This window comes from Mucilaginibacter gossypiicola (assembly GCF_900110105.1).
Lineage (GTDB): Bacteria > Bacteroidota > Bacteroidia > Sphingobacteriales > Sphingobacteriaceae > Mucilaginibacter > Mucilaginibacter gossypiicola.
The window spans coordinates 79,488-101,471 of the sequence record NZ_FOCL01000021.1; the positions used below are offsets into that span (position 1 = coordinate 79,488).

At 40.4% G+C, this 21,984-nt stretch carries 17 protein-coding genes; 16 read left to right on the plus strand and 1 reads right to left on the minus strand.

The genetic code is table 11. From position 1 onward, the window contains the following. Positions 1-4 precede the first annotated feature (4 nt). From BMX50_RS33545 to BMX50_RS33580, 7 genes are all read left to right on the plus strand, one after another. Positions 5-589, plus strand: coding sequence for a hypothetical protein (locus BMX50_RS33545; RefSeq protein WP_091222474.1), 585 nt, complete (start codon positions 5-7; stop codon positions 587-589). After that, positions 574-993 carry a hypothetical protein gene (locus BMX50_RS33550; protein WP_208864857.1) on the plus strand — a complete coding sequence of 140 codons (420 nt, stop codon included), beginning with the start codon at positions 574-576 and terminating at the stop codon, positions 991-993. The genes BMX50_RS33545 and BMX50_RS33550 overlap by 16 nt, the downstream gene beginning before the upstream one ends. A gap of 420 nt (positions 994-1,413) precedes the next feature. Further along, the gene (locus BMX50_RS33555; protein WP_091222478.1) at positions 1,414-2,964 is read left to right on the plus strand and encodes a hypothetical protein; all 1,551 of its coding nucleotides are present in this window, start codon (positions 1,414-1,416) and stop codon (positions 2,962-2,964) included. An 895-nt stretch (positions 2,965-3,859) separates the two neighbouring features. Then, complete coding sequence (locus tag BMX50_RS33565) at positions 3,860-4,180, plus strand: helix-turn-helix transcriptional regulator (protein ID WP_091222485.1); 321 nt, start codon at positions 3,860-3,862, stop codon at positions 4,178-4,180. 290 nt (positions 4,181-4,470) lie between these two features. After that, the gene (locus BMX50_RS33570; RefSeq protein ID WP_091222489.1) at positions 4,471-5,829 is read left to right on the plus strand and encodes an ATP-binding protein; all 1,359 of its coding nucleotides are present in this window, start codon (positions 4,471-4,473) and stop codon (positions 5,827-5,829) included. 40 nt (positions 5,830-5,869) lie between these two features. Then, positions 5,870-8,851, plus strand: coding sequence for a DEAD/DEAH box helicase (locus tag BMX50_RS33575; protein WP_244281166.1), 2,982 nt, complete (start codon positions 5,870-5,872; stop codon positions 8,849-8,851). Between the two features lie 374 nt (positions 8,852-9,225). After that, entirely contained in the window at positions 9,226-9,540 is a 315-nt protein-coding gene (locus tag BMX50_RS33580; RefSeq protein ID WP_091222545.1) for a DMT family transporter, read from the plus strand. Positions 9,541-9,566: 26 nt separating this feature from the next. Here the strand turns inward: BMX50_RS33580 and BMX50_RS33585 are convergent, their stop codons facing one another. Beyond that, positions 9,567-10,136 (minus strand): Crp/Fnr family transcriptional regulator, encoded by a 570-nt coding sequence (locus tag BMX50_RS33585; protein WP_091222494.1) that lies wholly within the window; start codon positions 10,134-10,136, stop codon positions 9,567-9,569. Between the two features lie 184 nt (positions 10,137-10,320). On the opposite strand from BMX50_RS33585, the gene BMX50_RS33590 reads away from it, so the two are divergent. From BMX50_RS33590 to BMX50_RS35250, 9 genes are all read left to right on the plus strand, one after another. Next, the gene (locus tag BMX50_RS33590) at positions 10,321-10,923 is read left to right on the plus strand and encodes an RNA polymerase sigma factor (RefSeq protein ID WP_091222500.1); all 603 of its coding nucleotides are present in this window, start codon (positions 10,321-10,323) and stop codon (positions 10,921-10,923) included. A gap of 67 nt (positions 10,924-10,990) precedes the next feature. Beyond that, complete coding sequence (locus BMX50_RS33595; RefSeq protein WP_091222505.1) at positions 10,991-11,953, plus strand: FecR family protein; 963 nt, start codon at positions 10,991-10,993, stop codon at positions 11,951-11,953. A 150-nt stretch (positions 11,954-12,103) separates the two neighbouring features. Continuing rightward, on the plus strand, positions 12,104-15,562 hold the full coding sequence (locus BMX50_RS33600) for a SusC/RagA family TonB-linked outer membrane protein (RefSeq protein WP_244281167.1): 3,459 nt from the start codon (positions 12,104-12,106) through the stop codon (positions 15,560-15,562). Between the two features lie 10 nt (positions 15,563-15,572). After that, a complete protein-coding gene (locus tag BMX50_RS33605) occupies positions 15,573-17,042 on the plus strand; it encodes a SusD/RagB family nutrient-binding outer membrane lipoprotein (RefSeq protein WP_091222509.1) in 1,470 nt (489 codons plus the stop codon). 93 nt (positions 17,043-17,135) lie between these two features. After that, complete coding sequence (locus BMX50_RS33610; protein ID WP_091222511.1) at positions 17,136-18,455, plus strand: purple acid phosphatase family protein; 1,320 nt, start codon at positions 17,136-17,138, stop codon at positions 18,453-18,455. A 9-nt stretch (positions 18,456-18,464) separates the two neighbouring features. Beyond that, positions 18,465-19,439 carry a purple acid phosphatase family protein gene (locus tag BMX50_RS33615; RefSeq protein WP_091222513.1) on the plus strand — a complete coding sequence of 325 codons (975 nt, stop codon included), beginning with the start codon at positions 18,465-18,467 and terminating at the stop codon, positions 19,437-19,439. Positions 19,440-19,631: 192 nt separating this feature from the next. Further along, on the plus strand, positions 19,632-20,408 hold the full coding sequence (locus BMX50_RS33620; RefSeq protein ID WP_091222517.1) for a siderophore-interacting protein: 777 nt from the start codon (positions 19,632-19,634) through the stop codon (positions 20,406-20,408). Between the two features lie 208 nt (positions 20,409-20,616). After that, on the plus strand, positions 20,617-21,339 hold the full coding sequence (locus tag BMX50_RS33625) for an SDR family NAD(P)-dependent oxidoreductase (RefSeq protein ID WP_091222521.1): 723 nt from the start codon (positions 20,617-20,619) through the stop codon (positions 21,337-21,339). Between the two features lie 348 nt (positions 21,340-21,687). Further along, positions 21,688-21,984: transposase (locus BMX50_RS35250; protein ID WP_394332332.1), on the plus strand; the 297-nt coding region annotated here is incomplete at its 3' end.

Here is a 21,984-nt window from a genome sequence, read left to right on the forward strand (position 1 = left end):
AAAGATGGCAATTATACTCCAATCCCAACTGAGGCAATTTAGGAATACAGTTAGACCAACGAATCTTAGTGTTAATGAGAGCCTTAATTCTTTTAGAAGTGAGAGTAAGCAAGATAAAGTCACCATTTTCCTTTCTCATAAACATGATGAGGCTGAAAACCTTGACAGCGCAATTAATTTATTAAAAAGATTCAGAGTCAACGTTTATGTTGATTGGCTTGATGAAGGCATGCCAAAATCCACAAGTGGAATAACAGCACTTAGAATTAAAAAGAAAATAAAGGAAAACAAAAAATTTATTTTTTTGGCTACAGAAGGTGCCATCGCATCAAAGTGGTGTAATTGGGAACTAGGATACGGCGATAGCCTTAAGTATATTGATAACATCGCATTATTCCCTATAAAGAATGACTACTCCACTTATTCAGGTAGTGAATACATGCAAATTTATCCATCCATAGAATATGAGGATGGAAGAGATAAAAATACGGATGGCGATTATATTTCAGAAGGATATTATGTGTTTTTTCCAGCCGATAACAAAGGATCTAGAAAATATATAACATTAGGAGCATGGCTAGCGAGATAAACATAGAGAAAAAATTAAAGCATTTAGATTTTATCCAATTAGTTATAACAAGAATGAACGTTAATTCCTTTCTAATAAAAGGATGGTCTGTTACATTGATAGCAGCTTTATTTGCTTTCGCTGCAAAAGAGTCGGACAAAAATTTTATCGTTATTACCTATATATCAACATTCGCATTTTGGATGCTTGACGGATATTATTTAAGCCAAGAACGGCAATACAGATCTTTATATGACAAGGTTCGTAATTTAAAAGAGGATGAAATAGATTTCGACATGAATGCAAAAGCTTTCAACAGAGGTCGTAACTCATGGTTTAAAAGCCTATTTGCAGAGATCTTCTTATATTTTTATGGCGCACTGATGATAATAATATTGGCTGTTTTGATAGCAGTTAAGAGGTGACAAATTTTCGATAAATCGATCTAGGTAATATGTAAATGTTATTATCAGATTTTTCAATGATTTAACACGAAAGCAGTAACAGTATATTAGCCGCTATTTTAAAATAATTGTCATTCACTTTCAGATTAATATTTAAATAAAGTAGCTAACAAGAATTTTATCTGCGCTATTCTTTTTTAGGTAATCACATCCGTTGTTTTTTTAATTAATTCAATAACCAAGGAATGAGGAAGTCACGTTTCAAATTGTGTAAGAGGTAAAATTGTTACAACTGCTAGACGTATAAACTCCGTCTGAAACCTAATAGATGCATCTTTTGTTTACGTGTAATTCGATACGAAAAATATTGGTAATTTCGACCGCAGCAACTTTATAATTGATTAGTAGATTCTACTATTTAACAATCTTTACCGATTCACAATGATCGACAGGCAAGCTTCATCGACTCTGTTAGGCAGACTATACACTCAGTCTTATAAGATCACAAATCAGGTACTTAAACAATTTGAGCCTGATAATTTAGATCTTTCATCGACTCTAAATTCAATTAACGTTCACCCCGGCGCTATTTTCGACGAAATTAGCGAACTTGAGAGCCTTAGTTTGCTTATTTACAAAAGGCTTACTGAACTTGCCTCACACCTTGATCCCATGTATTGTATTCCCGTTCTTATCGAAATCTTTTCGGGTTTATACGGGCAAGATGAAAAATATGAGGGCAATACCGCATTCGTAGGATCAAAAGTATTGATTAGTTTTATATGGACGGGGACATATTCAGGTAACTTGGGTAGAAGCAGGTCTTATAAAGACATCGTCGAAGGAATTAAAATGGCCATGCTTTTTTTAAAAATAGAACAAGCAAAGAATGTATGGAAATTGGTTGGTGAAGGTCAGGTGGAAATTCGGGAGGATGGCGTTTTCGCTACTGAATCATTGGCAATTCATATTCATCATTTCAATCGTTTAGGTCCGAATGAGTATAAGGTATTAAAAGATGCGACCGATCAACTCTGGTTTCATCCAGAAAATATTTATAAAGTGGAGAAGATTCTGACGGGGAAAGTGCGCAATGGCGACCGGCTTTTTGGTGATACCTTTCTTTCGGAAATTCCCTTTACAGAAACAAATTTTTGGACAGCCTTATATTGTAAACTCCGGATCTATATAATCATTGGTAAAGAACGTTCCTTGGTAGCCGGTAAGCAACTTACTGGCCTTTGTCTATTGACCGAAAAAGCTTTATTAATCAATGAAAAATCTGGTAACTTTCTAAATCTAGCTAATCAGCTCAATTTCTGGGAACCGACCTGGCATAATAATGCCATTAACGGAACGCCAAACGAAATCAAAAGAATGATTATCCACAGGCCCGTTATAGGTGTCTATAATCCTCAATCGGTATTTGCAACGTCAATACCATTATTATGGGATTCAGTCAACTTTCTGCTTGAAGATTTTGTGCATTCCAGGGCAGGAAATAAAATATACGAACGCTTCTTTTCCGGTCCTTTCGAAAAGGCAACGATAAATCTTTTCGAACAATATGGCTTTAAAGGAGGCGAGGTTAATGATAAGTCGATTTGGCGTACTAAGATTCCAGAAAAATTGTTATCTCCTGATCGTATTCCCGGCCAGATAGATATTCTGGCAGTCTCGGAAGAATATCACGTGATCGTTATCGCAGATTGTAAAATGGTGCATTTTCCTTTCGAATTAAACGCCGCACGTAATATTTTGGCCAAATTTGGTTCGGCAGACGATGAGCGTTTTTTTCGCAAACTGAACATGAAAACCGATTGGCTCTCGACCTGTAGCAATTTTAAATTGGAGGAATACGTGGTTGTAAAAATGCTGATCACAAATTTAGATATTCCTCTTTCTAAAGATGAGGATCGGCTGGTGTTGTCCATTAGAGAGGTTGAGGAAAAATTACTTAAGAAATTGAAAAAGTCTGGTGATGATTACTAGATATTTTATTACTGCGAGCCCCAATAGCCTGTAGAACTTCTAACTTATTAAAGCGTCATTTCAATATTTAATTTATTCCATCTTTATTACAGATTATAATTAAATTTGGATTAACTAATCCATTCGGTTCCCAAAGTGGTTCGGGCCGTTTATGGAGGAGAGCGAAAAAGTTCTTATACTTTGTTTTTTTATTGGAGATAATGGCAATTGGCGTTTTTCACACAATCGAGGCAGGCAAGCATGTCAAAGAATATTTTATAGAAAACGTTTTATTTACAAATCATCAAAAAAAGGAGGACACCATGGAAGCAGCAAAAACTAAATCCGCAAACCAGACAAACAAAGAGAACCAAGTACAAACTTCAACCCAAAACGGGTTCCATTCTAAATAGAAGGATGCTTATAATGAGCATCCTTTAATTTGAAAAATTGAGAGAATTTCACTTTTAATGTATTCTTTGTTACTAGTTTGTAACTGTAGTGGTCTAACTGATTGATATTAAACATAGTTTCATTTTCTGTATCGGAAAATAGTCGAAATAACTAATTGATTATAGATTAGTTATGAAATAAAAACAGAAAGTAAAAATCTACACTTTTATTTCTTAAATGCCATGTTATCAGGCGGTTGCAAATAAAGTCAATCGGTATATTTTTGCTTTATGTTACTATTAGAAAGTAATTTCGTTGCTTTTTTGGTTCCCAAAGTACCTTTTGTTCCTCATTTTTCAGTGTCATGTAAATCGTTGTAACTATCGATAACTAAACAGCATTAAATGACACTAAATGTTACAAAACACTACAATTTAAGGGAGATACAACGACCGATATCTTTGCGATGATTTGTTGGGGCGGGTGTTAATGTGGATAATTAAATTGTGGAAATTTAAAATACATGAGTTCAAATTTCACGATCCAAAGAAAATGTGTGCATTGTAAACAAACATTCAATGCCAAAACCACTGTCACCCGATTTTGCAGCAAGCTGTGTAATAAACAGTTTAACGCTGCAAAACAAAGAAATGAAAAGATTGAAGCGGAAAATCTACAGCCTATTATTTTGTCCGCTCAAGCAATGCAACCCCTTAAAAATGTAGAGTTTTTAGATACTCAAAAAGCTGCACGATTGCTTGGGGTATCGCGTAGTTTTATTTATCATTTAATAAACACGGGTACGCCGAAGAGCAATAATTATCCAGCCTTATTAAAGGCTTAATCCGGCCCCCAAGCTATGAAAAAAGAATAAATTAATCATCAAATCCAGCACCCACAAATCGATCACCACGCACTTTATCGCGGCCGTATTTTGCAAAATATTCCATGGTTGTTTTATCCTCCTGAGCATAAGTAACATCGTATAAGCCTCCACCAACCAGATCGGTGGATGTACTTTGGTCCAGAAGCGCCTTTTTATTAAAAGAATTACCCTAATTATGTGCCAAATGAAATTTAATGTTACCCTAATTTTGTGCCATAAAATTAAAATATTTACCCTAATTTTGTGCCATGTTCAAAAGAAGTATCGTAGCGGAATTAGAAAAATGGTTAAATAAACATGACCGTAAGCCGCTGGTAATTAGGGGTGCAAGGCAAGTTGGAAAGACGACTATGATCAATCAATTCGCAAAGCGATTTGAGCAATACATTTATCTCAATTTGGAATTAGCTAACGATAGATTACCGTTTGAGCAATTCAATAACATTGAGGTGTTAGTACAAACCCTTTTTTTTATAAAAGATAAAGTGCTATCAAAAAAGGGAAAAACCCTTATTTTTATTGATGAGATACAAGAGGTGCCGGAAGCATTGAATATTTTACGCTATTTCTATGAGTCGGAACCTGGTATAGCAATAATTGCTGCTGGTAGTATGCTCGAAACTTTATTTAACAAAAACATAAGTTTTCCTGTTGGACGGGTAGAATACAAAGTGCTGCGACCTGCCTCATTTCCTGAATTTTTGGATGCCATTGGTGAAAGTGCTGCGTTAGAGTATTTAGCAACCACGCCAGCCCCGCAATTTACACATACTAAATTGTTGCAGCTTTTTCACACTTATGCATTGATCGGTGGAATGCCCGAAATCGTGAATAATTACAGTTTAAACAAGGATTTAACTATATTACAAACTATTTACGAATCTCTCATTGTAGCTTATATAGATGATGTAGAGAAATATGCAGCAACAAGTTCGCAGGTACAATACATTCGGCATGCTATCCGGGCATCGTTTTCACAAGCTGGGAGACGTATAAAGTTTGAAGGTTTTGGCAACTCTTCTTACCGTTCTCGGGATATGAGCGAAGCACTGCGGACTTTAGAAAAAGGGTTGCTTATACAGTTGCTTTACCCATCTACTGACACCAAACTCCCATTGCTACCAGATCATAAAAAATCACCACGATTACAAATTCTGGATACTGGCATGCTCAATTACTTTGCGGGTATTCAAAAAGAGATATTAGGTACCAATGATTTAAATAAAGTATATCAGGGTACAATGATCGAACATCTGGTTGGACAAGAACTGCTGGCTTCACAATATAACGCTTTAAGTAGTCTTAACTTTTGGGTAAGGGAAAAAGCGACTTCTTCTGCTGAAGTGGACTTTATTTGGCCTTTTGAAGGCAAACTCATTCCAATTGAAGTAAAATCCGGGACAGAGGGAAAACTTAAATCCCTGCATTTATACATGGATTTAGTTTCCCATCAAATGGCTGTACGGTTCTACGCCGGGGAAATATTGATTACAGAAGCAATAACTCCTGAGGGAAAAAAATATCATTTGCTTAATTTGCCCTACTATCTGGCTTCTCAGACAGAACGCTATCTACATTGGTTTCAAAATAAAATTGAGAATAGTTAAATGCTTTATAAGATGTGTTTGAATAACATATTTACTTTGAATGAAAGATGACCGATTAGATCTGTATAAATCCCTATTCAAAGGTAGAGAAGATATATTTGCGTTAGGGTGGGAAAAAAACGGTAAAAGTAGCTATATGCCAGCTTACAGTTTTGACCCTCACCGATACAGGCTACACCAAATGAAAGGTGGCACTTTTCAAACCTTCACAGATAAAACATACCAACCCTTCACAGATGACCATTTAATTAAACATCTCAAAGGTGAGCAGGTTGTAGGTCTTTACCCATTATTACAAGATAACACATCCTGGTTCATTGCTGCAGATTTTGATGAAGCAGATTGGATTGATGGATGCAGGAAGTTTATCAAAATTTGTGAGGAGTATGATATGCCCGCATATTTAGAGCGATCTCGTTCCGGCAAAGGCGGCCACGTATGGGTATTTTTTGAAGAACCCTATGAAGCATTCAGAAGCAGAAAAATAATGATGTCCCTACTTCAAAAAGCAGGTATAATTTCTGTTTTTGATAAAAATTCAAGTTTTGACAGGTTGTTCCCAAATCAAGATTATCATTCAAAAAAAGGCTTAGGCAACCTCATCGCTTTACCCTTAAATAAAACCAGTTTAAATAATGGCAATAGTTGTTTCATCGATCCCGAAACTTTACAGTCTTTTGATGACCAGTGGGCGTTTCTAAAAACGATTAACAAGATTACAATAAGCCAACTCAATTACATCTACAAAGAGCAAACTGCCCGCGATGAACTTTCAACAGGACTATTTCAAAAAGAACAGCTCATAGCCAGTAAGCTATCAATAGTATTGAACAATGAAATTCATATTAGCCGTATAGGCTTACCTGCTTCAGTTGTTGGCTTTTTGAAAGAGGAACTAAACTTTCTCAACAATGAATACCACGTAAAAAAGAATATCAATAAAAACACTTTTGGCATAAAACGCTACTTTAAACTATTGAATGAAACACCGGATTCTATTTCAATCCCCCGTGGATTTATAGGTAGGTTATTACGGTTTTGTAAAGAGCAGCAAATTGAATATGTGCTCGAAGATCAAAGAAGGAAAACAGACTTAATAAGTTTTAAAGGCACTATTTTATTGAGGGAGTATCAATTACCTGCGCAGCAAGCGGCTACTAAAAAAGATTTTGGAATTATTGTTGCTCCGCCTGGCTCTGGTAAAACGGTATTGAGTTTGGCTATTATAAAAGACAAGCAGCAACCGACACTCATTTTAGTTCATCGCAAGCAATTGGCAGACCAATGGATAGAACGCATAGAATCCTTCCTGGGGATTTCCAAAAAGGATATTGGACGTATTGGTCAAGGAAAGAGCAAGCCCGGTAAACACATTACTGTAGCCATGGTCCAAAGCATGGAAAAAGCGCTGGCAACATCTGAAAATGCAGAGCTGATGAATGCGTTTGGCACCATTATCATTGATGAGTGCCACCATGTTCCGGCGGAAACTTATCAGCGTGTTATTGGGAAACTCAATAGCTACTATATGTACGGCCTTACCGCTACACCATTTAGAAAGTATAACGATGGCAAGTTAATATTTATTCATTTGGGAGAAATTATCCATGAGGTTAAAGCACCGGAGGTACAAAATCAAAATGGTACGCAGATTATCATTAGGGATACCGATCTGTTTGTACCTTTTAATACCAAAACAGACAAGTTCGAAACGCTATTTAAGATCTTGATCCACGATTCAGCGAGGAATCAACTCATTTTAAATGATGTGATATCACAACTAAATGCCGGTAGAAAAGCTGTTATCATCACAGAACGGAAAGAGCATATCACTTCTCTGCAACAATATTTAAAACAAAATTACGATACCATAGCATTAAGTGGCGAAGATTCCGACTTATCTAAAAAATCTAAATGGGCTGCCATAAATAAAGGTGACTTCCAGGTGCTGATTACAACAGGCCAGTATTTTGGCGAAGGAACGGATATTCAAAATATAGAATGCTTATTTTTAGTTTACCCGTTCGCTTTTGAAGGCAAGCTCATCCAATATATCGGCAGGGTACAACGATCAGAAATATCACCAATTATATATGATTACTGTGATCACAAAATCAGCTACCTGGAAAGGCTGTTTCAAAAGAGAAATCTGTATTACAAAAAGCTTGATCAACATAACCTAACGAGTCCATTAGATGAAAGCGAAATAGTAAGCGGTCAAATCAAAGAGAAAATTGAGGTGCCAATTGAACAATTAGAATTCAGGTTTGGCAGTATTGCGTTTAAACATATCATTGCTGACTTTAACGGCAAGGAAGTTGAATTTGAGATAGAGAATTTAAATATCAGGCCTGAGTTTACCGTGCTTAAGCCCTACTTTATTCGATTCCTGAAAAGTACAACTGTGTTAGTAAACATACAGGCTACATTCCAACAAAATAGGCTGATGTTTAAATCAGCATCCTCCAGTGATCTTGATAAAATAAATCGCGAAGTCATTGAAAGTGTAAAGTTCCGGTTCTTAAATAAACAAATTATTAAAGGTATCCCGGCAGGTGAAGAAAACCTATTGGATGCCGGGCAAGTGCAAGGCGGCAGTGAACAATTTATTTATACAAACGAGGATGATCTATTGGAAAACATACTGGCTCTAAAGCAATATAAACACCACCGTCATCTTCAGTATCTTTCTAATAAGCATGAACAAACAATATTGAAACTTCGCTTTGTATTAGAGCCTTTCTCATTTGTGTTTTTACTTTCCGGCAATAATCAGTACCATTTGGTTTGGGAAACATTAGATACGGAAGAGGCGACTTATATATGGCACATTGAAATGTCAACTTATGAGCTTGAACTTAGTATAAAAAGAATAGATGGACTACTTGGGCAAATCCGAATAAAAGGGCGGCAGCAATACCTTGAAACCAACCCTGATCACTTTAGCCGTATTGTGCATGATTACTCTGACGACAAAGGCTTCATTATTTGGAAGGACTTATTGGAAGAAAAACTATTTTGATAAATGTCATTCAAGATTGGTAAATGAAAATTATGAGTTATTAACATTTTTTACTATATTATAAATATGTTGCTCATTTGTTATTTAATCTATGTAACTTTATGATAATCAACAGATTGGTGGTTATTGTATCGTAAAAAAGAAATAATATCACCATTTTAATCACATTCCATAATTATAGGGTGTTTCTAATCGGCCATTGGTTTGAAAGCATTTTTAGGTAGCCGCAATGCAAATAAGTCCCGATAATCAAAGGAGAAGGTACTTGTTCCGGTCATTTGTAACTGCTGACGGCTTGTATTTATGCTTTACGAATTTAACATTGGATAAATTTTCGCATGATATTACCGGTTAGTTTTGCCGAAAAAAATATCATGAACTGGATTTGTTTAATTTTCGCCGGCCTCTTAGAAATTGGTTTTACTACCTGTTTAAAATTATCCGACAATTTCTCTAACCTGAAATGGACCTTGGGTTTTATCGTTTGTATCGTATTCAGTTTCGTGCTGATCAATAAAGCTACACAAACCATTCCGCTGGGAACTGCTTACGCCGTATGGACGGGGATAGGTGCCGCCGGAACTGTTATTGTTGGTGCTTTTTTCTTTAGCGAACCCCTGTCATTTATCCGGATGTTTTTCATCACTACGCTTATTGCTTCTGTTGTTGGATTAAAGGCTTTTGCCTGATCCCGCGTTTTTCAATTGAATTTGTTTTAAGCGTCTCTTGTCTTTGCCCTGATGCGGCTCAGGGAAACCTGGGTCATGCCAAGGTATGATGCAATGTGTTTGAGTTTTACCCGCTGCAAAATGTCCGGATGTGATTTTACAAATTCTTCATAGCGGTTAAGTGTGCTTTTGAATTGCCTTGAGATCATTTGTTTTTCAGTTTCTACAAACGAGATATCTGCAAGTTTCCGGCCCCAGTTAGCTAAATGGATATCGGTGCTGTATAGCGCTTCCAGGTCGTTTTTATGGAGCTGGAACAGTTCACAGTTTTCTAATAGTTCAATACTTTCATAGCCTGCAATATCCATTACATAGCTTTGAATAGAAAGCAGGATTTTTCCTTCGTCAAAAAAAGCAAAAGTTACTTCGTTTTGATCGCCCTCAATAAAAGCCCTCGAAATACCTTTTGCAATAAAATAAATACGGTTATTGATCTTGTTTGCTTTAAATAACAAATGTCCTTTTGGTAACGCAACCTGCTTCACTATGTCTTCTAACTTCAGAAATGATTCTTCAGGTATCGCTTTGATGGTAAATACAATTTCGCGGAAGTTCATACTGTTTATGTTTGTTGCCGGCTAACAGGGCTAAAGTAACAACTGAAATTTATAACGCTGTTCTTTTTTGCTTCATTATTTAGACTTATAAAAGCATGGGGTTGTTTACAATAACTTAAAGATTCCTTATCGCTGGCTCAAAACACAGTTTAATAATTTTGCCCGTATCCAACAAGTGGGTATAATGGCTGGTAAAATTAATGAGATATTGAATGAGCGGGAAATCCTGGACAGGTTGAAAGATCAGGACCAAAGCGCTTTTACAATTATCTATAACGCTTACTCCAAACAAATCTATCGTTACGCCATACGCTTTGTGAAATCAAATGATATTGCAGAAGATGCCGTTCATGACATTTTTGTTAAGCTCTGGAATAACGCAGCCGATTTAGATATTCAGGTTTCTATTCAGGCTTATCTGTATAAGCTGGCTCATAATCATTTGCTAAACCTGATCAGGCGGGAAGCGGTTGAAGGTCGTTATATTGATGAAATGATGAAGACCGCTGCTGAATTTAGTCAGAACACTGAGGAAACCATTGAATATCGCGAAACCCTTGCCAAAACCCGGCAGGCTATTGATAATTTGCCTCCGCAAAGAAAACTGATATTTGAAATGGGACGCAGCGAAGGCATGAGCCACAAACAAATAGCGCGCGAACTGAATATAGCCGATAGCACAGTTAACAACCAGATTGTAAAAGCGCTTAAATCTATCAAAGAGCATCTGCTGGCTACCGGAGCCATTAGCGCTATGGTGGCTTTTATTCTCCTCTTAAAAAAATAAAATATTTTTTCATTTGCGATAGTTATACCGCTTAACCTGGGTGTCTTTATTAATGTAGGACAGGAATATGGACCAGGAAATCATTTTATTATTACGCAAATACGTTAACAATAACTGTAATACCCAGGAATTGGAGAGTGTGAGGCAACTCATTACATCCGGCCAATACGAAGGCGAATGGGACGCTGTTTTGCAGGAGGAAGCTTTAACTGAAGATACCGGATTTTCGAATGTGCCAGACTTTAGGCAAGGCGAAGTTTTAAACCGGATAAACCGTAGCATAAAACCGGTTAAACAGCTAACCTTCCCTCGCTGGAGCCTGGGGGCCGCTGCTGCTATATTAATTATGCTTTCGGCGGGTTACCTGTTTTTCAACAATCGCAGTCCTGTTTTAAGTAGCCAACCATTGCTGAGTGTCACTTCGTCGGCAGGGCAACAAAAAAAGATCACCTTAACCGATGGGACTGAGGTTATTTTGAATAGCCTGAGCACACTTCAATATAAAGATTTTAACGGAGCCAAGCGCGAAGTTTACTTAGAAGGGGAGGCTTTTTTTAACGTGGCTCACGATGCCCGGCATCCTTTTGTAGTGCATACTCAAAAGTTAAATGTTCACGTACTGGGGACTTCGTTTAACGTAAGTGCTTATGTTCATGACAGGAAAACTACGGTAAGTGTGGCAACCGGAAAAGTAGGCGTAAACGTTTCTAATTCATCCCATGCAAATATGCTTCTGCCTGGCGACAGGCTAAGCTATAATGGCAATATTCAAACGGATCATGTTAGCCCCGATGATGTACTGGGATGGCAAAAAGGCATTCTTGTTTTTCATCAGGAAAGTATCCGCGATATAGCACCGGTATTGGAACGGTATTACGGCGTGCACATCTACTTTGGCAAAAACAACAATCCGGGTAAGCAGGTTACCGCTGCTTTTAAACAGAAAACATTGCCGCAGGTGATGGTTATCCTATCGCAGACAGCCGGATTTACTTATCAGCTGACTAATAGCGAAATACATATTGATTAAACCCATTAAACAAGGAGGTACCCCAAAAAGATACTTTACAAAAAGTATGCGCCCCGTTGGAGCAGGGCGCAGAATATCAACTGAATTTGGAGATTCAATTAACAAAAACACGCGGGTTTTCGACCACCTGCGATAATCAACACTAAAATAATGAAAAAAATACTAAGGTATCAATTTTTGATGCTTGTTTTTATGCTATGCGCCATTGTGCCGCGCGCAGAAGCGCAAAATACCGAACGCGCCATAACATTTAACAGCAGTCAGATAACACTGCAACAGTTTATAAAGCAGGTAAAAGATCAGCAGGGAATTGAATTTACGTTCGATCAGGATGTGAATTCCCTGATGGCAAAAAAAATCACCGTCAGGAAAAAGAAAACAACCGTTGCTGATGCACTAAAATGGCTTACTGCCGATTTACCTGTAAAATATAAAGCCATTGATAATTATATCATTCTCAGCTTAGCAAATGCAGGCAAAAGCACTGGTGGTAAAGGGCATATCTCCGGCAAAGTAGTTGATGAAGCTTCAGAACCTTTGCCTGGTGCTACCGTAACTGTAGTTGAAGCTGGCGTATCTGCAACTGCCGATAAAGATGGTTTGTTTAACATCCCGGTATCTGCCGGTTCGTATACCCTTGAAGTTACCTTTATCTCTTTTCAAAAAGAGGTTTTGAAAAATGTTTTGGTAGGCGATGATCGTTCAGCCTCAGTTTCAGTTATAATGAAAGCTCAGCCTAATTCACTTAACGAAGTTGTGGTTACCGCCCTGGGTATCAAAAAACGCGAACGTTCATTGGGTTATGCCAGCGCGCAGTTAAGCGCTAAAGATGTAAGTACTGTTCCGCAGCCTAACGTTTTAAATTCGCTTTCGGCGAGGGTTGCCGGTGTAAATGTACGGTCAACAGGTTCTGATCCGGGTTCAAGCGTAATGGTTACTATTCGTGGCCAATCGTCATTAACTAAAGATAATCAGCCTTTATATGTAATAGACGGAATCCCGGTAGCGCCTGCACTTCAAAATCCTACTGCTGGCATAGACGGGAAACAAACTATTGACTATGGCAGCCCCATAGGTGATTTAAGTGCCGACGATATTGCCAGTGTTACCGTATTAAAAGGCGCAAGCGCGGCTGCTTTATATGGCAGCAGGGCGGGCTACGGCGTTATCCTGATCACAACAAAATCAGGTGCAGAAAAAAAAGGTTTGGGGATCAGTTTTAACTCAACCACCATTTTTGATAAGGCTTACTTGTTTCCTCATTTCCAAAACGAGTATGGTTCGGGTGACTCCCCGGTATCCGATAATACCATCAGTACAAGTGCATGGGGACAGCGCCTTAATACCGGCACAAAATTGGTTCAGTGGAACAGCCCGGTTGGCAGCGATGGTAAGCAAATAGCTACCGATTGGGTTTCTTATCCTAACCGGGTAAAGGATTTCTTTAAAACAGGCCATACCATTACCAATAACCTTGCTGTTTCAAAATCGGGTGAGGCCGGTGATTTCAGGTTGTCTTATGCCAATATGCAAAACAAGGGTATTGTGCCTAACACCGATATCAAACGTAATAACCTCAATTTTGCGGGTAACTACAACCTTAAAAAATATATAAGGCTTAGTACAAATATTGCTTACACCAATAACCAGAGTGATAACCGGCCTTCTGCTTACAGCGAAAGCGTAACTTCTGAAGTGTACAAACTTACGCCTAACATCAATATTAATGACCTGCGCAATTACTGGGTACCGGGTAAAGAAGGGGTAAAGCAATACAATCCATTATCAAGCGATGATAACCCCTTTTTAATTGCTTACGAAGAAACCAACGGTTTTAACCGTAACCGTTTAACCGGTCATGTACAGCTTGCTGTTGATCTGTTGCCAAACCTGACGCTTACAGCACGTACAGGTCTTGATTACTACTCAACCGATCTGAACGAAAAACGCCCGTTCAGCGCAAAGCGTAACCCTACCGGAGCCTACCTTACCGAGAATGATTATTTTAAAGAGCAAAACAGCGATTTTCTGTTAACCTATAAGTCTAAAATAGGTCATGACTGGAATTATTCAGTTTCGGCGGGTGGTAACCAGATGGATCAAAAGGTACGTACCGTACGCAATTATACTGGCACGCTTACTTTGCCGGGTATCTACAATTTATCAAACGCTGCCGCCGGTTCTATGATCTACGCTGAATCGGCCTCGCAAAAACGTATTAACAGTATTTACGGTTTGGGTGAGATCAGCTATAAGCAATGGGCTTTTTTAAACTTAACTGCCCGTAACGACTGGAGCAGTACTTTACCTGAAGCCAACAATTCCTATTTCTATCCATCAGCTTCCTTAAGCCTTATCGCTTCCGATCTGCTGGGGATTAAATGGGATAAGCTGTCTTATTTAAAACTTCGCGGAAATATATCGCAGGTAGGTTCAGATACAGATCCTTATCAGCTTTATAACGTGGTTCCGTTTGATACCGACTGGGGTTCGGTAAAAAGGGCTTCATTATCCTACGATCAAAAAAACAGTCAGTTAAAACCAGAGATAGCAACATCATACGAAACAGGTGCCGATATCAGCTTTTTTAACGATAGATTGGGCGCAAGCTTTACCTGGTACAAAACCAACAACAAAAACCAGATCATCCAGGTGCCAACAACCATTGCTTCGGGCGCAAGTACCAAACTGATCAACGCGGGTAATATCCAAAACTCAGGTATTGAACTTTCGTTGAACGCAGTACCTTTTAAAGGTAAATTCACCTGGCGTACCGATCTTAACTTTACCCGCAACCGCAATAAAGTTATTTCATTAACGCCCGGTATCACCAATTATTTATTGGGCAGTACAGACGGCAGCAACGTTGAATACCTGATTAGCGAAGGTACCCAAATGGGCGATTTTTATACCCGCAGCTGGAAAAAAGTACCAAGCGGCCCTTATGCCGGCCAACCGTTATTAAACAGTAATGGCCTGTTACAGCAATCAACAGATTTTGAGAAGATTGGCAACTACAATCCTGATTTTATTTTAGGGATAAATAACAGTTTTACCTACGGGCCGGTTACTATGAACGTGCTTATAGACTGGCGTAAAGGCGGTAGTTATTACTCATACGTAGCCAAAAGCCTTATCGACGATGGTTTTTTGGAAACCACTTTGCCCGGTCGTGACGCTGCCCATGGCGGTTTAGCGTGGACTGATGGCGATGGTGTAAAAAGAAACGATGGTATGATTATGCCGGGTTATGTTGCTAACGCCGATGGCTCTTATAGTCCTAATACTACCATTATTGCCGCAAGCGATTATTACGATAGCAAGTATTGGAAATATTACCAGAACGACACTTTCAGCGCTACCTACGTAAAATTGAAGGAAGTTTCATTAACCTACACGTTTGATAAAAAGATCATGCGCCATATCCCGTTCATGAGCAATTTGTCAATATCGGCCGTAGGCTATAACCTGTATACCTGGACTGCCGCTAAAATGGGTTTCGATCCTGAAACAACCATGAGCCTTTCGGGCCTGCGTTACCAGGGCGTTGGTCACTGGACACTGCCAGGTACCCGCTCATACGGTTTTAAACTGAGTGCCAATTTTTAACAACCAACAAATGAAAGCTTATTCTCTTTTATATTTAGCAATTGGCGCGATGTTTTTTACATCATGTACCAAGGATTTTCAAAAAATCAATACCAACAATAACAGTCCGTCATCAACCCGCCCCGAATATCATTTTACCGAGGCTATTACCCAAACCGCTTATGCATATGAGGAAAACGCGTTCGATCGTCGCCCAGCTGCATTAGGCCGGTATATCACCCTGGTACGTAACAATGATTACGAAACTTTCAGATGGACAGCCGTTGACTGGAATGACATTTATCAGCGGGCTATGATCATCAAAACTATGCAGGATGAGGCTACAACCACAGCACAGCCTGTGTATATAGCTACCGGTAATATCTTGATGGCCTTCAATATATCGTATCTAACCGATTTGTATGGCGATGTTCCTTATTCACAGGCGCTACAGTCGGTATCTACAGGTAATATAAAACCGGCCTATGATAAGCAGCAGGATATTTATATGAACTTGCTGCAATTACTTAAAGATGCCAACGAACAGCTGCGTACCTCAGGTACCGGCATTGATGCCAGTGCCGATGCGTTGTATGCAGGCAAAGCACTTCAATGGCGGAAATTAGCTAATTCGCTGCGGTTAAGGTTGTTGCTCCGCTGTTCGAAGGTTTATGCCAAAGCGTTTACGGATATGCAGGAAATCGTTAATAACAGCGATCTGTACCCCATCTTCACCAGCAATACTGATAATGCCGAGGTGATATACCAGGGAGTTAAGAAAGATGACAGTTGGCCCGGCGGTGCGAAAAACATGATCGATGCCGACTTTGCTAAAACCAAAGCCAGCAAAGAACTGGTTGACGCGCTGATAGCCCGTAATGACCCGCGTTTGGCTGTATGGGTAGCACCGGTTGCTTCAACCACTGGTTCAACGGTTGATCATAACCAGTATGTGGGCGTACCTCATGCCCTGGCTAACCCTGCAGATTATAACGGCGGTGAAACTCATCAGTCGGTATTGTCGTCATTTTTCAGGCAGGATAAGGCTACCGGTTTAAAGGCCAGCTTGATGATCTATCCCGAAGTATGTTTCATACTTGCCGAAGCCGCGCAAAGTGGTAAAGTAACTATCCCCTCAAAAACGGCCGAATCATTATATCACGACGGCATTGAGGCCTCAATGGATTATTACGGCGTAAAGGCTCAGGCCGCAACCCAGGCTTACTATGATTTGCCGCTGGTGAAATATGATGGCACGCAAAAACAGTTGATCATTCAAAAATGGCTGGCCATGCTATTCCGTGGTTCTGAAGGCTGGTTTGATTTCCGCCGCACAGGGTTCCCTGAGTTTGTAGCCGGACCAATGGCGTTCCAGCCGCAGTTCCCGGTAAGGTATTGCTGGCCAACCAGCGAGCCTAACGTTAATAACGATAGTTACCGTGCTGCCATCGCTGTATTTGGCGCCGATGATATCAACACCAAAATGTGGTACCTCAAGTAAGATCATACCCCTGATAACTACACTATATATCAATAAGGATAGGGACAGCGGGTAAATGAACCTCGTTGTCCTGTATCCTTTTAGCAACGTTTTATGAGCAAAATAGCAAGAAGGAATTTTATCGGCCGCACTTTAAAAATGGGTGCATTATTGCCTGTGATCGGCTCGCCGGTAAAGTTATTTAGTAGCGATGCCGAAAGTGCCGGCTACCCGGCAACCGAAACACCTGATCGTATTTTATTGACCATAACAGAAAACCCGGCGGTTAGCATTACCGTCAACTGGCGAACAACACAAACCTCCGAAGTAAATTCTGTAGAATACACGATAGCCGATGCACACCCCGAATTTGTATCGGGCGCTAAAACAGTAAACGCTGTTTCAAAAAAGTTCAGCTTTGAAAATATTCAGTTTATTAATCACCGGGTTACTTTAAATGATCTTCAGCCGGATACGCTATATGCTTATCGGGTAGGATATGGTGAAAACAGGAGCGAATGGTTTCAATTTCGTACCGCTAAGGCGAATCTTGAAAAAGCCAGGCTAAGCTTTATTTACCTTGGCGATGCTCAGATCGGCATAAAGCCATTATGGAGCCGTGTTATACGCAAAGCTTACGCTACACAACCAGATGCACAGCTGGTAATTCATGCCGGAGACCTTGTAAACCGGGCAAATAAAGATGAAGAGTGGGGCGACTGGTTTGCTGCAGGCAATTATATCCATGCCAGTACACCAGCTTTAATGACACCCGGCAACCACGAATATACCCACGATGATGGTAAACCCCATCTGTCTGTTTACTGGAACGAACAATTTAGCCTGCCCGCTAATGGCCCGGATGATGAGTTGCTGAGAGGAAGCTGCTATTATACCGACTTACAAGGTGTAAGGTTTATCTCGCTTAATACCCAAATGATTGAGGAAGCCCCGTCTGATGATTGCATACAGCGGCAGGTAACATGGTTACACAGTGTATTGAAGCAAAATCGCCGGCAATGGACTTGCGTGGTAATGCACCATCCTATGTACTCAACAAAAAAAGGACGGGATAACAAAAAATCGCGGGAGCATTTGAAACCCATATTTGATCAATATGGTGTGGATATCGTATTGCAGGGGCATGATCATGCTTACGCCCGCGGTATGAGCAAAATTAGTCTGACCAACGGCGGTCCGAACGCCACCTCGCATACGGTTTACGTTGTATCGGTGAGTGGTTCAAAAATGTACGAAACCGAGCCAATGGATTGGGCCGATATCATCATTAATCATACCCAGGTTTATCAAACCATTAATATTAATGACGATACGCTGCAATTTAAAGCATACCTGGCCACCGGCGAAATTGCCGATGCTTTTGACCTGGTTAAAAGAAAGGGAAAACCCAATCAACTGATCAACAAAAAATAACAACTATATATGAAAAGAAGAGATTTTGTCAAGGGAACGGCTTTAACGGCTTTGGGCGCATCAATTATTGCCCCGCTTGAAACATTGGCTGGCAGCCGGGAAACACATCTGGAAAGTGATGACCTGTCAAATGCCGTTGTTGCCGATGATAATTATCCCCTGAATTTTGTGGCCATTGGCGATTGGGGTCGTAACGGCGAGTACCGTCAGAAAGAAGTGGCCGATCAAATGGGGAAATGGGCTGCCACCCATGCCAACAAATTCATCGTTTCGGTGGGTGATAATTTTTATCCCAAAGGTGTTGTGAGTGAAAACGATCCCCTCTGGCATTACTCTTTTGAAAATGTGTATACGGCACATTCACTGCAATATGATTGGTACCCTGTTTTGGGCAATCATGACTACGGTACCGATCCGGAAGCGCAGGTGCGCTATAGCAAAGTAAGCCGCCGCTGGAATATGCCAGCGCTTTATTACAGCAAAGAGATAGATATTGATAAACAAAGCGGTAAGGCACTGTTGGTATTTATTGACACGCAGCCTATAGTTTACGATTTTAAAGAACGCGAACCCGAAAAACAACTGCAATGGCTTGATCAAACACTGGCAAATGCCCCGGCAGATGTGAAGTGGAAAATTGTGATCGGTCATCATCCTTGCTATACCGTTGGTCCCAGAATAAAAAATTATGATACGCTGTCTATCAGAAAGGCGCTATCTGGCATTTTTGAAAAGCATAAGGTTGATGTTTACCTGTCGGGACATGAACACTCACTACAGCATTTGAAAGCCGATGGGCACACGCACCAGTTTATATCAGGTGCAGGATCAGAACTTACAGAAGTTACTGCCGGGACCCCTTACTGCCGTTTCCAGGCCTCCGAACATGGCTTTATGTACTTCTCTATCAATGCCGGTAAATTAAGGGTAAATGCCATTAATGACGAGGGCAGGGTGCTTTACGAAACCATATTGAGCAGATAACAGACGGCCGGGTTGATGCGGTAATCAGGTATCGACCCGGCCCTTCGGAAAAATCCGGAGCACGCTCTATAAATACCAAATTTAATGCTGCAGGCACAAAAAACCGCAAATTGTCCTATGAATGCCATGGAACAGCTATCTGATTGAATGTCTTTTCCTCCGATTTTTGTAGTCTTAAAAGATGAAAACGAAATGTCGGGAAATAAAATAGAGATATCCGGAAGATTGAACAAGATAACACGAGCGGGGGGGCAATCTGTTTTTACAGTCAGAGAAAAGATTTTCCTGACGCCTCATTATATCCGCGTGAAATTTGCGATGACTGATGATCAATTGGAGCTATTCAGTAACGTGCAGACCGGGGCACATAATAAGATTTTTTTAGCGGAGGGTATCAGGCGTACCTATACCACAAGGCACATTGATTTTGTGGAAAAGGAGTTATGGATAGATTTTGTTGCGCATGGTGATAATGGGCCGGCTTCTGCCTGGGCTAATCGTACACGTTCCGGCGATTGTATTGCCATTGGGATGAAGGAGGGGCGAAGGCCGCTTTTCCCTGAAGCGGATGACTATTTGTTTGTTGGCGATAGTACCGCCTTACCCGTAATTGGTGCTATGCTGGAGCAATTACCTTCTGGTGTATCTGCTCAGGTTATTATGGAAATTCCCGGAAAGGCAGATGAACTTAAACTGTCGTCGCAAGCGCGTCTGGCTGTCAGCTGGGTGTACAACCCGCAGCCTGAACAAGGCAGCAACCTTGCGGCAATAGTGCGGAATATGTTGCTGCCCAGTGGAAATAGATTCGTTTTTGTGGCAGCGGAATACGATACAGCGAAGTACCTTAAAAGCTATTTTAAAAATGAGCTGCTATGGCCGCCGGAAACATTTTCGGCTATGTCGTACTGGAAGCGCGGCGAGTCGGAAGACCAATCATCGGCCAGGCGCCGGGAAGAACGGCAAGGGTAATCACCTTGTTTCGGTTATAAACAACATCCCATGCTTGCCGATTGTAACTTTTTTTTGAATGTTATTTCATTAAACCACCTGCATCAACCCAATAAACTGCCGGGCTAAAAGGTATTGCCGCGAATAGTCCAATAACTACCCCTGTTCATGCATTGTTGTTGAGCAGTCAGGACCGTTTCTTTGCAGTCTGAGTAAAATAGATATCATTATGAAAAACATATTAATTACCGGGGCAAATAAAGGAATTGGGTTTGAAACCGCCAGACAGTTGGCGCAGCTTAACTATTTTGTTTATTTAGGCAGCCGGGATAGCGAAAATGGGCTTGAGGCCATCAGAAAGTTAAATGAAATGGGGATAACCAACGTGGCAACTTTAGTGGTTGATGTGGCTGATATTTATTCGGTTAGGCAGGCCCGGCAGGAATTGGAAACAAAGATCAATGCTTTAGATATTTTGATCAATAATGCAGCTATTGCCGGCGATCAGCCTCAGGATTTTGTTAACGGTGATGTGGAGAATTTGCGCAGGGTGTTTGACACTAATTTTTTCGGTGCCATACAAATCACGCTGGAGTTTTTGCCCTTACTAAAAAAGTCGGGCGCAGCCTCGATCATTAATGTTTCAAGCGAGGTTGGCTCTATAGCCTTACGTACAGCCGCCGGAAGGAATACAAACAGGGATAAATACAATGCCTATGGTGCTTCTAAAACAGCATTGAATGCCTTTACTGTAATGCTTGCAAATGAACTTACGGATACCGGGATCAGGGTTAACAGCGTTACGCCGGGGTATACTGCTACTGACTTAAACCAGTTCCAGGGTGCAAAAACAGTTGAACAAGGTGCGCTACCCATCGTAAAGCTGGCCACAGAAAATAATCCGGACATTACTGCAATGTTCTTTAAGGATGGCGGAGAAGTGCCCTGGTAGCAAGCCGGGGTTTCCGCTGCAAGGAACCAGACTTCATGTAACTGAATTTGAACCCGGTAGGTGTTTTATCATGGCCGTTAACCTAAGGAAGAAAAAAGCGCGGGAAAGTGCGATTCCCTTCTTGAGAGCAGGGCTTATTGCATTCTTAATCAATGTACTTTGAAAATGACACGGTCGAGCGTCCACGCCCGCGTAACAACATCAAAAAAGTAAGCGTGGACGGTTACTTGAGTAATAATTCAAGCGAAAGACGCTTGAACTTGCAACTATATATTAGAAGGCAACAGCCGTACTCTCTCGAGAGTAATAGCCCATGAATTGACATGAAAAATATGTATCTTTATGGAAATGAATATAATAGAGACGATTAGTAGATTTCCAGATCAGGCTACCTGCATAAGTTATCTTGAGCACCTAAGGTGGCAGGAAGCGCCTACATGCCCTTATTGTGGCGGAAAGCGAAGCAGCAAACGTACAGCCACCCATCGGCATCAATGCCATGAATGCAATCGTAGCTACAGTGTATTGGTTGGGACGATTTTCGAAGATACGAAGCTGCCTTTACCCAAATGGTTTCTGGCTATTAGTTTAATCCTGAATGCTAAAAAAGGCTTATCTGCCCGCCAACTTGCCAGGGATTTAGGT

Excerpts from the sequence above, each read along its gene's own strand:
- BMX50_RS33575 (WP_244281166.1), top strand. The coding sequence starts at position 5,870 with ATGAAAGATGACCGATTAGATCTGTATAAATCCCTATTCAAAGGTAGA.
- BMX50_RS33565 (WP_091222485.1), top strand. The coding sequence starts at position 3,860 with ATGAGTTCAAATTTCACGATCCAAAGAAAATGTGTGCATTGTAAACAA.
- BMX50_RS33550 (WP_208864857.1), top strand. The coding sequence starts at position 574 with ATGGCTAGCGAGATAAACATAGAGAAAAAATTAAAGCATTTAGATTTT.
- BMX50_RS33545 (WP_091222474.1), top strand. The coding sequence starts at position 5 with ATGGCAATTATACTCCAATCCCAACTGAGGCAATTTAGGAATACAGTT.
- BMX50_RS33580 (WP_091222545.1), top strand. The coding sequence starts at position 9,226 with ATGAACTGGATTTGTTTAATTTTCGCCGGCCTCTTAGAAATTGGTTTT.
- BMX50_RS33600 (WP_244281167.1), top strand. The coding sequence starts at position 12,104 with ATGAAAAAAATACTAAGGTATCAATTTTTGATGCTTGTTTTTATGCTA.
- BMX50_RS33610 (WP_091222511.1), top strand. The coding sequence starts at position 17,136 with ATGAGCAAAATAGCAAGAAGGAATTTTATCGGCCGCACTTTAAAAATG.
- BMX50_RS33625 (WP_091222521.1), top strand. The coding sequence starts at position 20,617 with ATGAAAAACATATTAATTACCGGGGCAAATAAAGGAATTGGGTTTGAA.
- BMX50_RS33595 (WP_091222505.1), top strand. The coding sequence starts at position 10,991 with ATGGACCAGGAAATCATTTTATTATTACGCAAATACGTTAACAATAAC.
- BMX50_RS33570 (WP_091222489.1), top strand. The coding sequence starts at position 4,471 with ATGTTCAAAAGAAGTATCGTAGCGGAATTAGAAAAATGGTTAAATAAA.
- BMX50_RS33605 (WP_091222509.1), top strand. The coding sequence starts at position 15,573 with ATGAAAGCTTATTCTCTTTTATATTTAGCAATTGGCGCGATGTTTTTT.
- BMX50_RS33620 (WP_091222517.1), top strand. The coding sequence starts at position 19,632 with ATGTCGGGAAATAAAATAGAGATATCCGGAAGATTGAACAAGATAACA.
- BMX50_RS33585 (WP_091222494.1), bottom strand. The coding sequence starts at position 10,136 with ATGAACTTCCGCGAAATTGTATTTACCATCAAAGCGATACCTGAAGAA.
- BMX50_RS33555 (WP_091222478.1), top strand. The coding sequence starts at position 1,414 with ATGATCGACAGGCAAGCTTCATCGACTCTGTTAGGCAGACTATACACT.
- BMX50_RS33590 (WP_091222500.1), top strand. The coding sequence starts at position 10,321 with ATGGCTGGTAAAATTAATGAGATATTGAATGAGCGGGAAATCCTGGAC.
- BMX50_RS33615 (WP_091222513.1), top strand. The coding sequence starts at position 18,465 with ATGAAAAGAAGAGATTTTGTCAAGGGAACGGCTTTAACGGCTTTGGGC.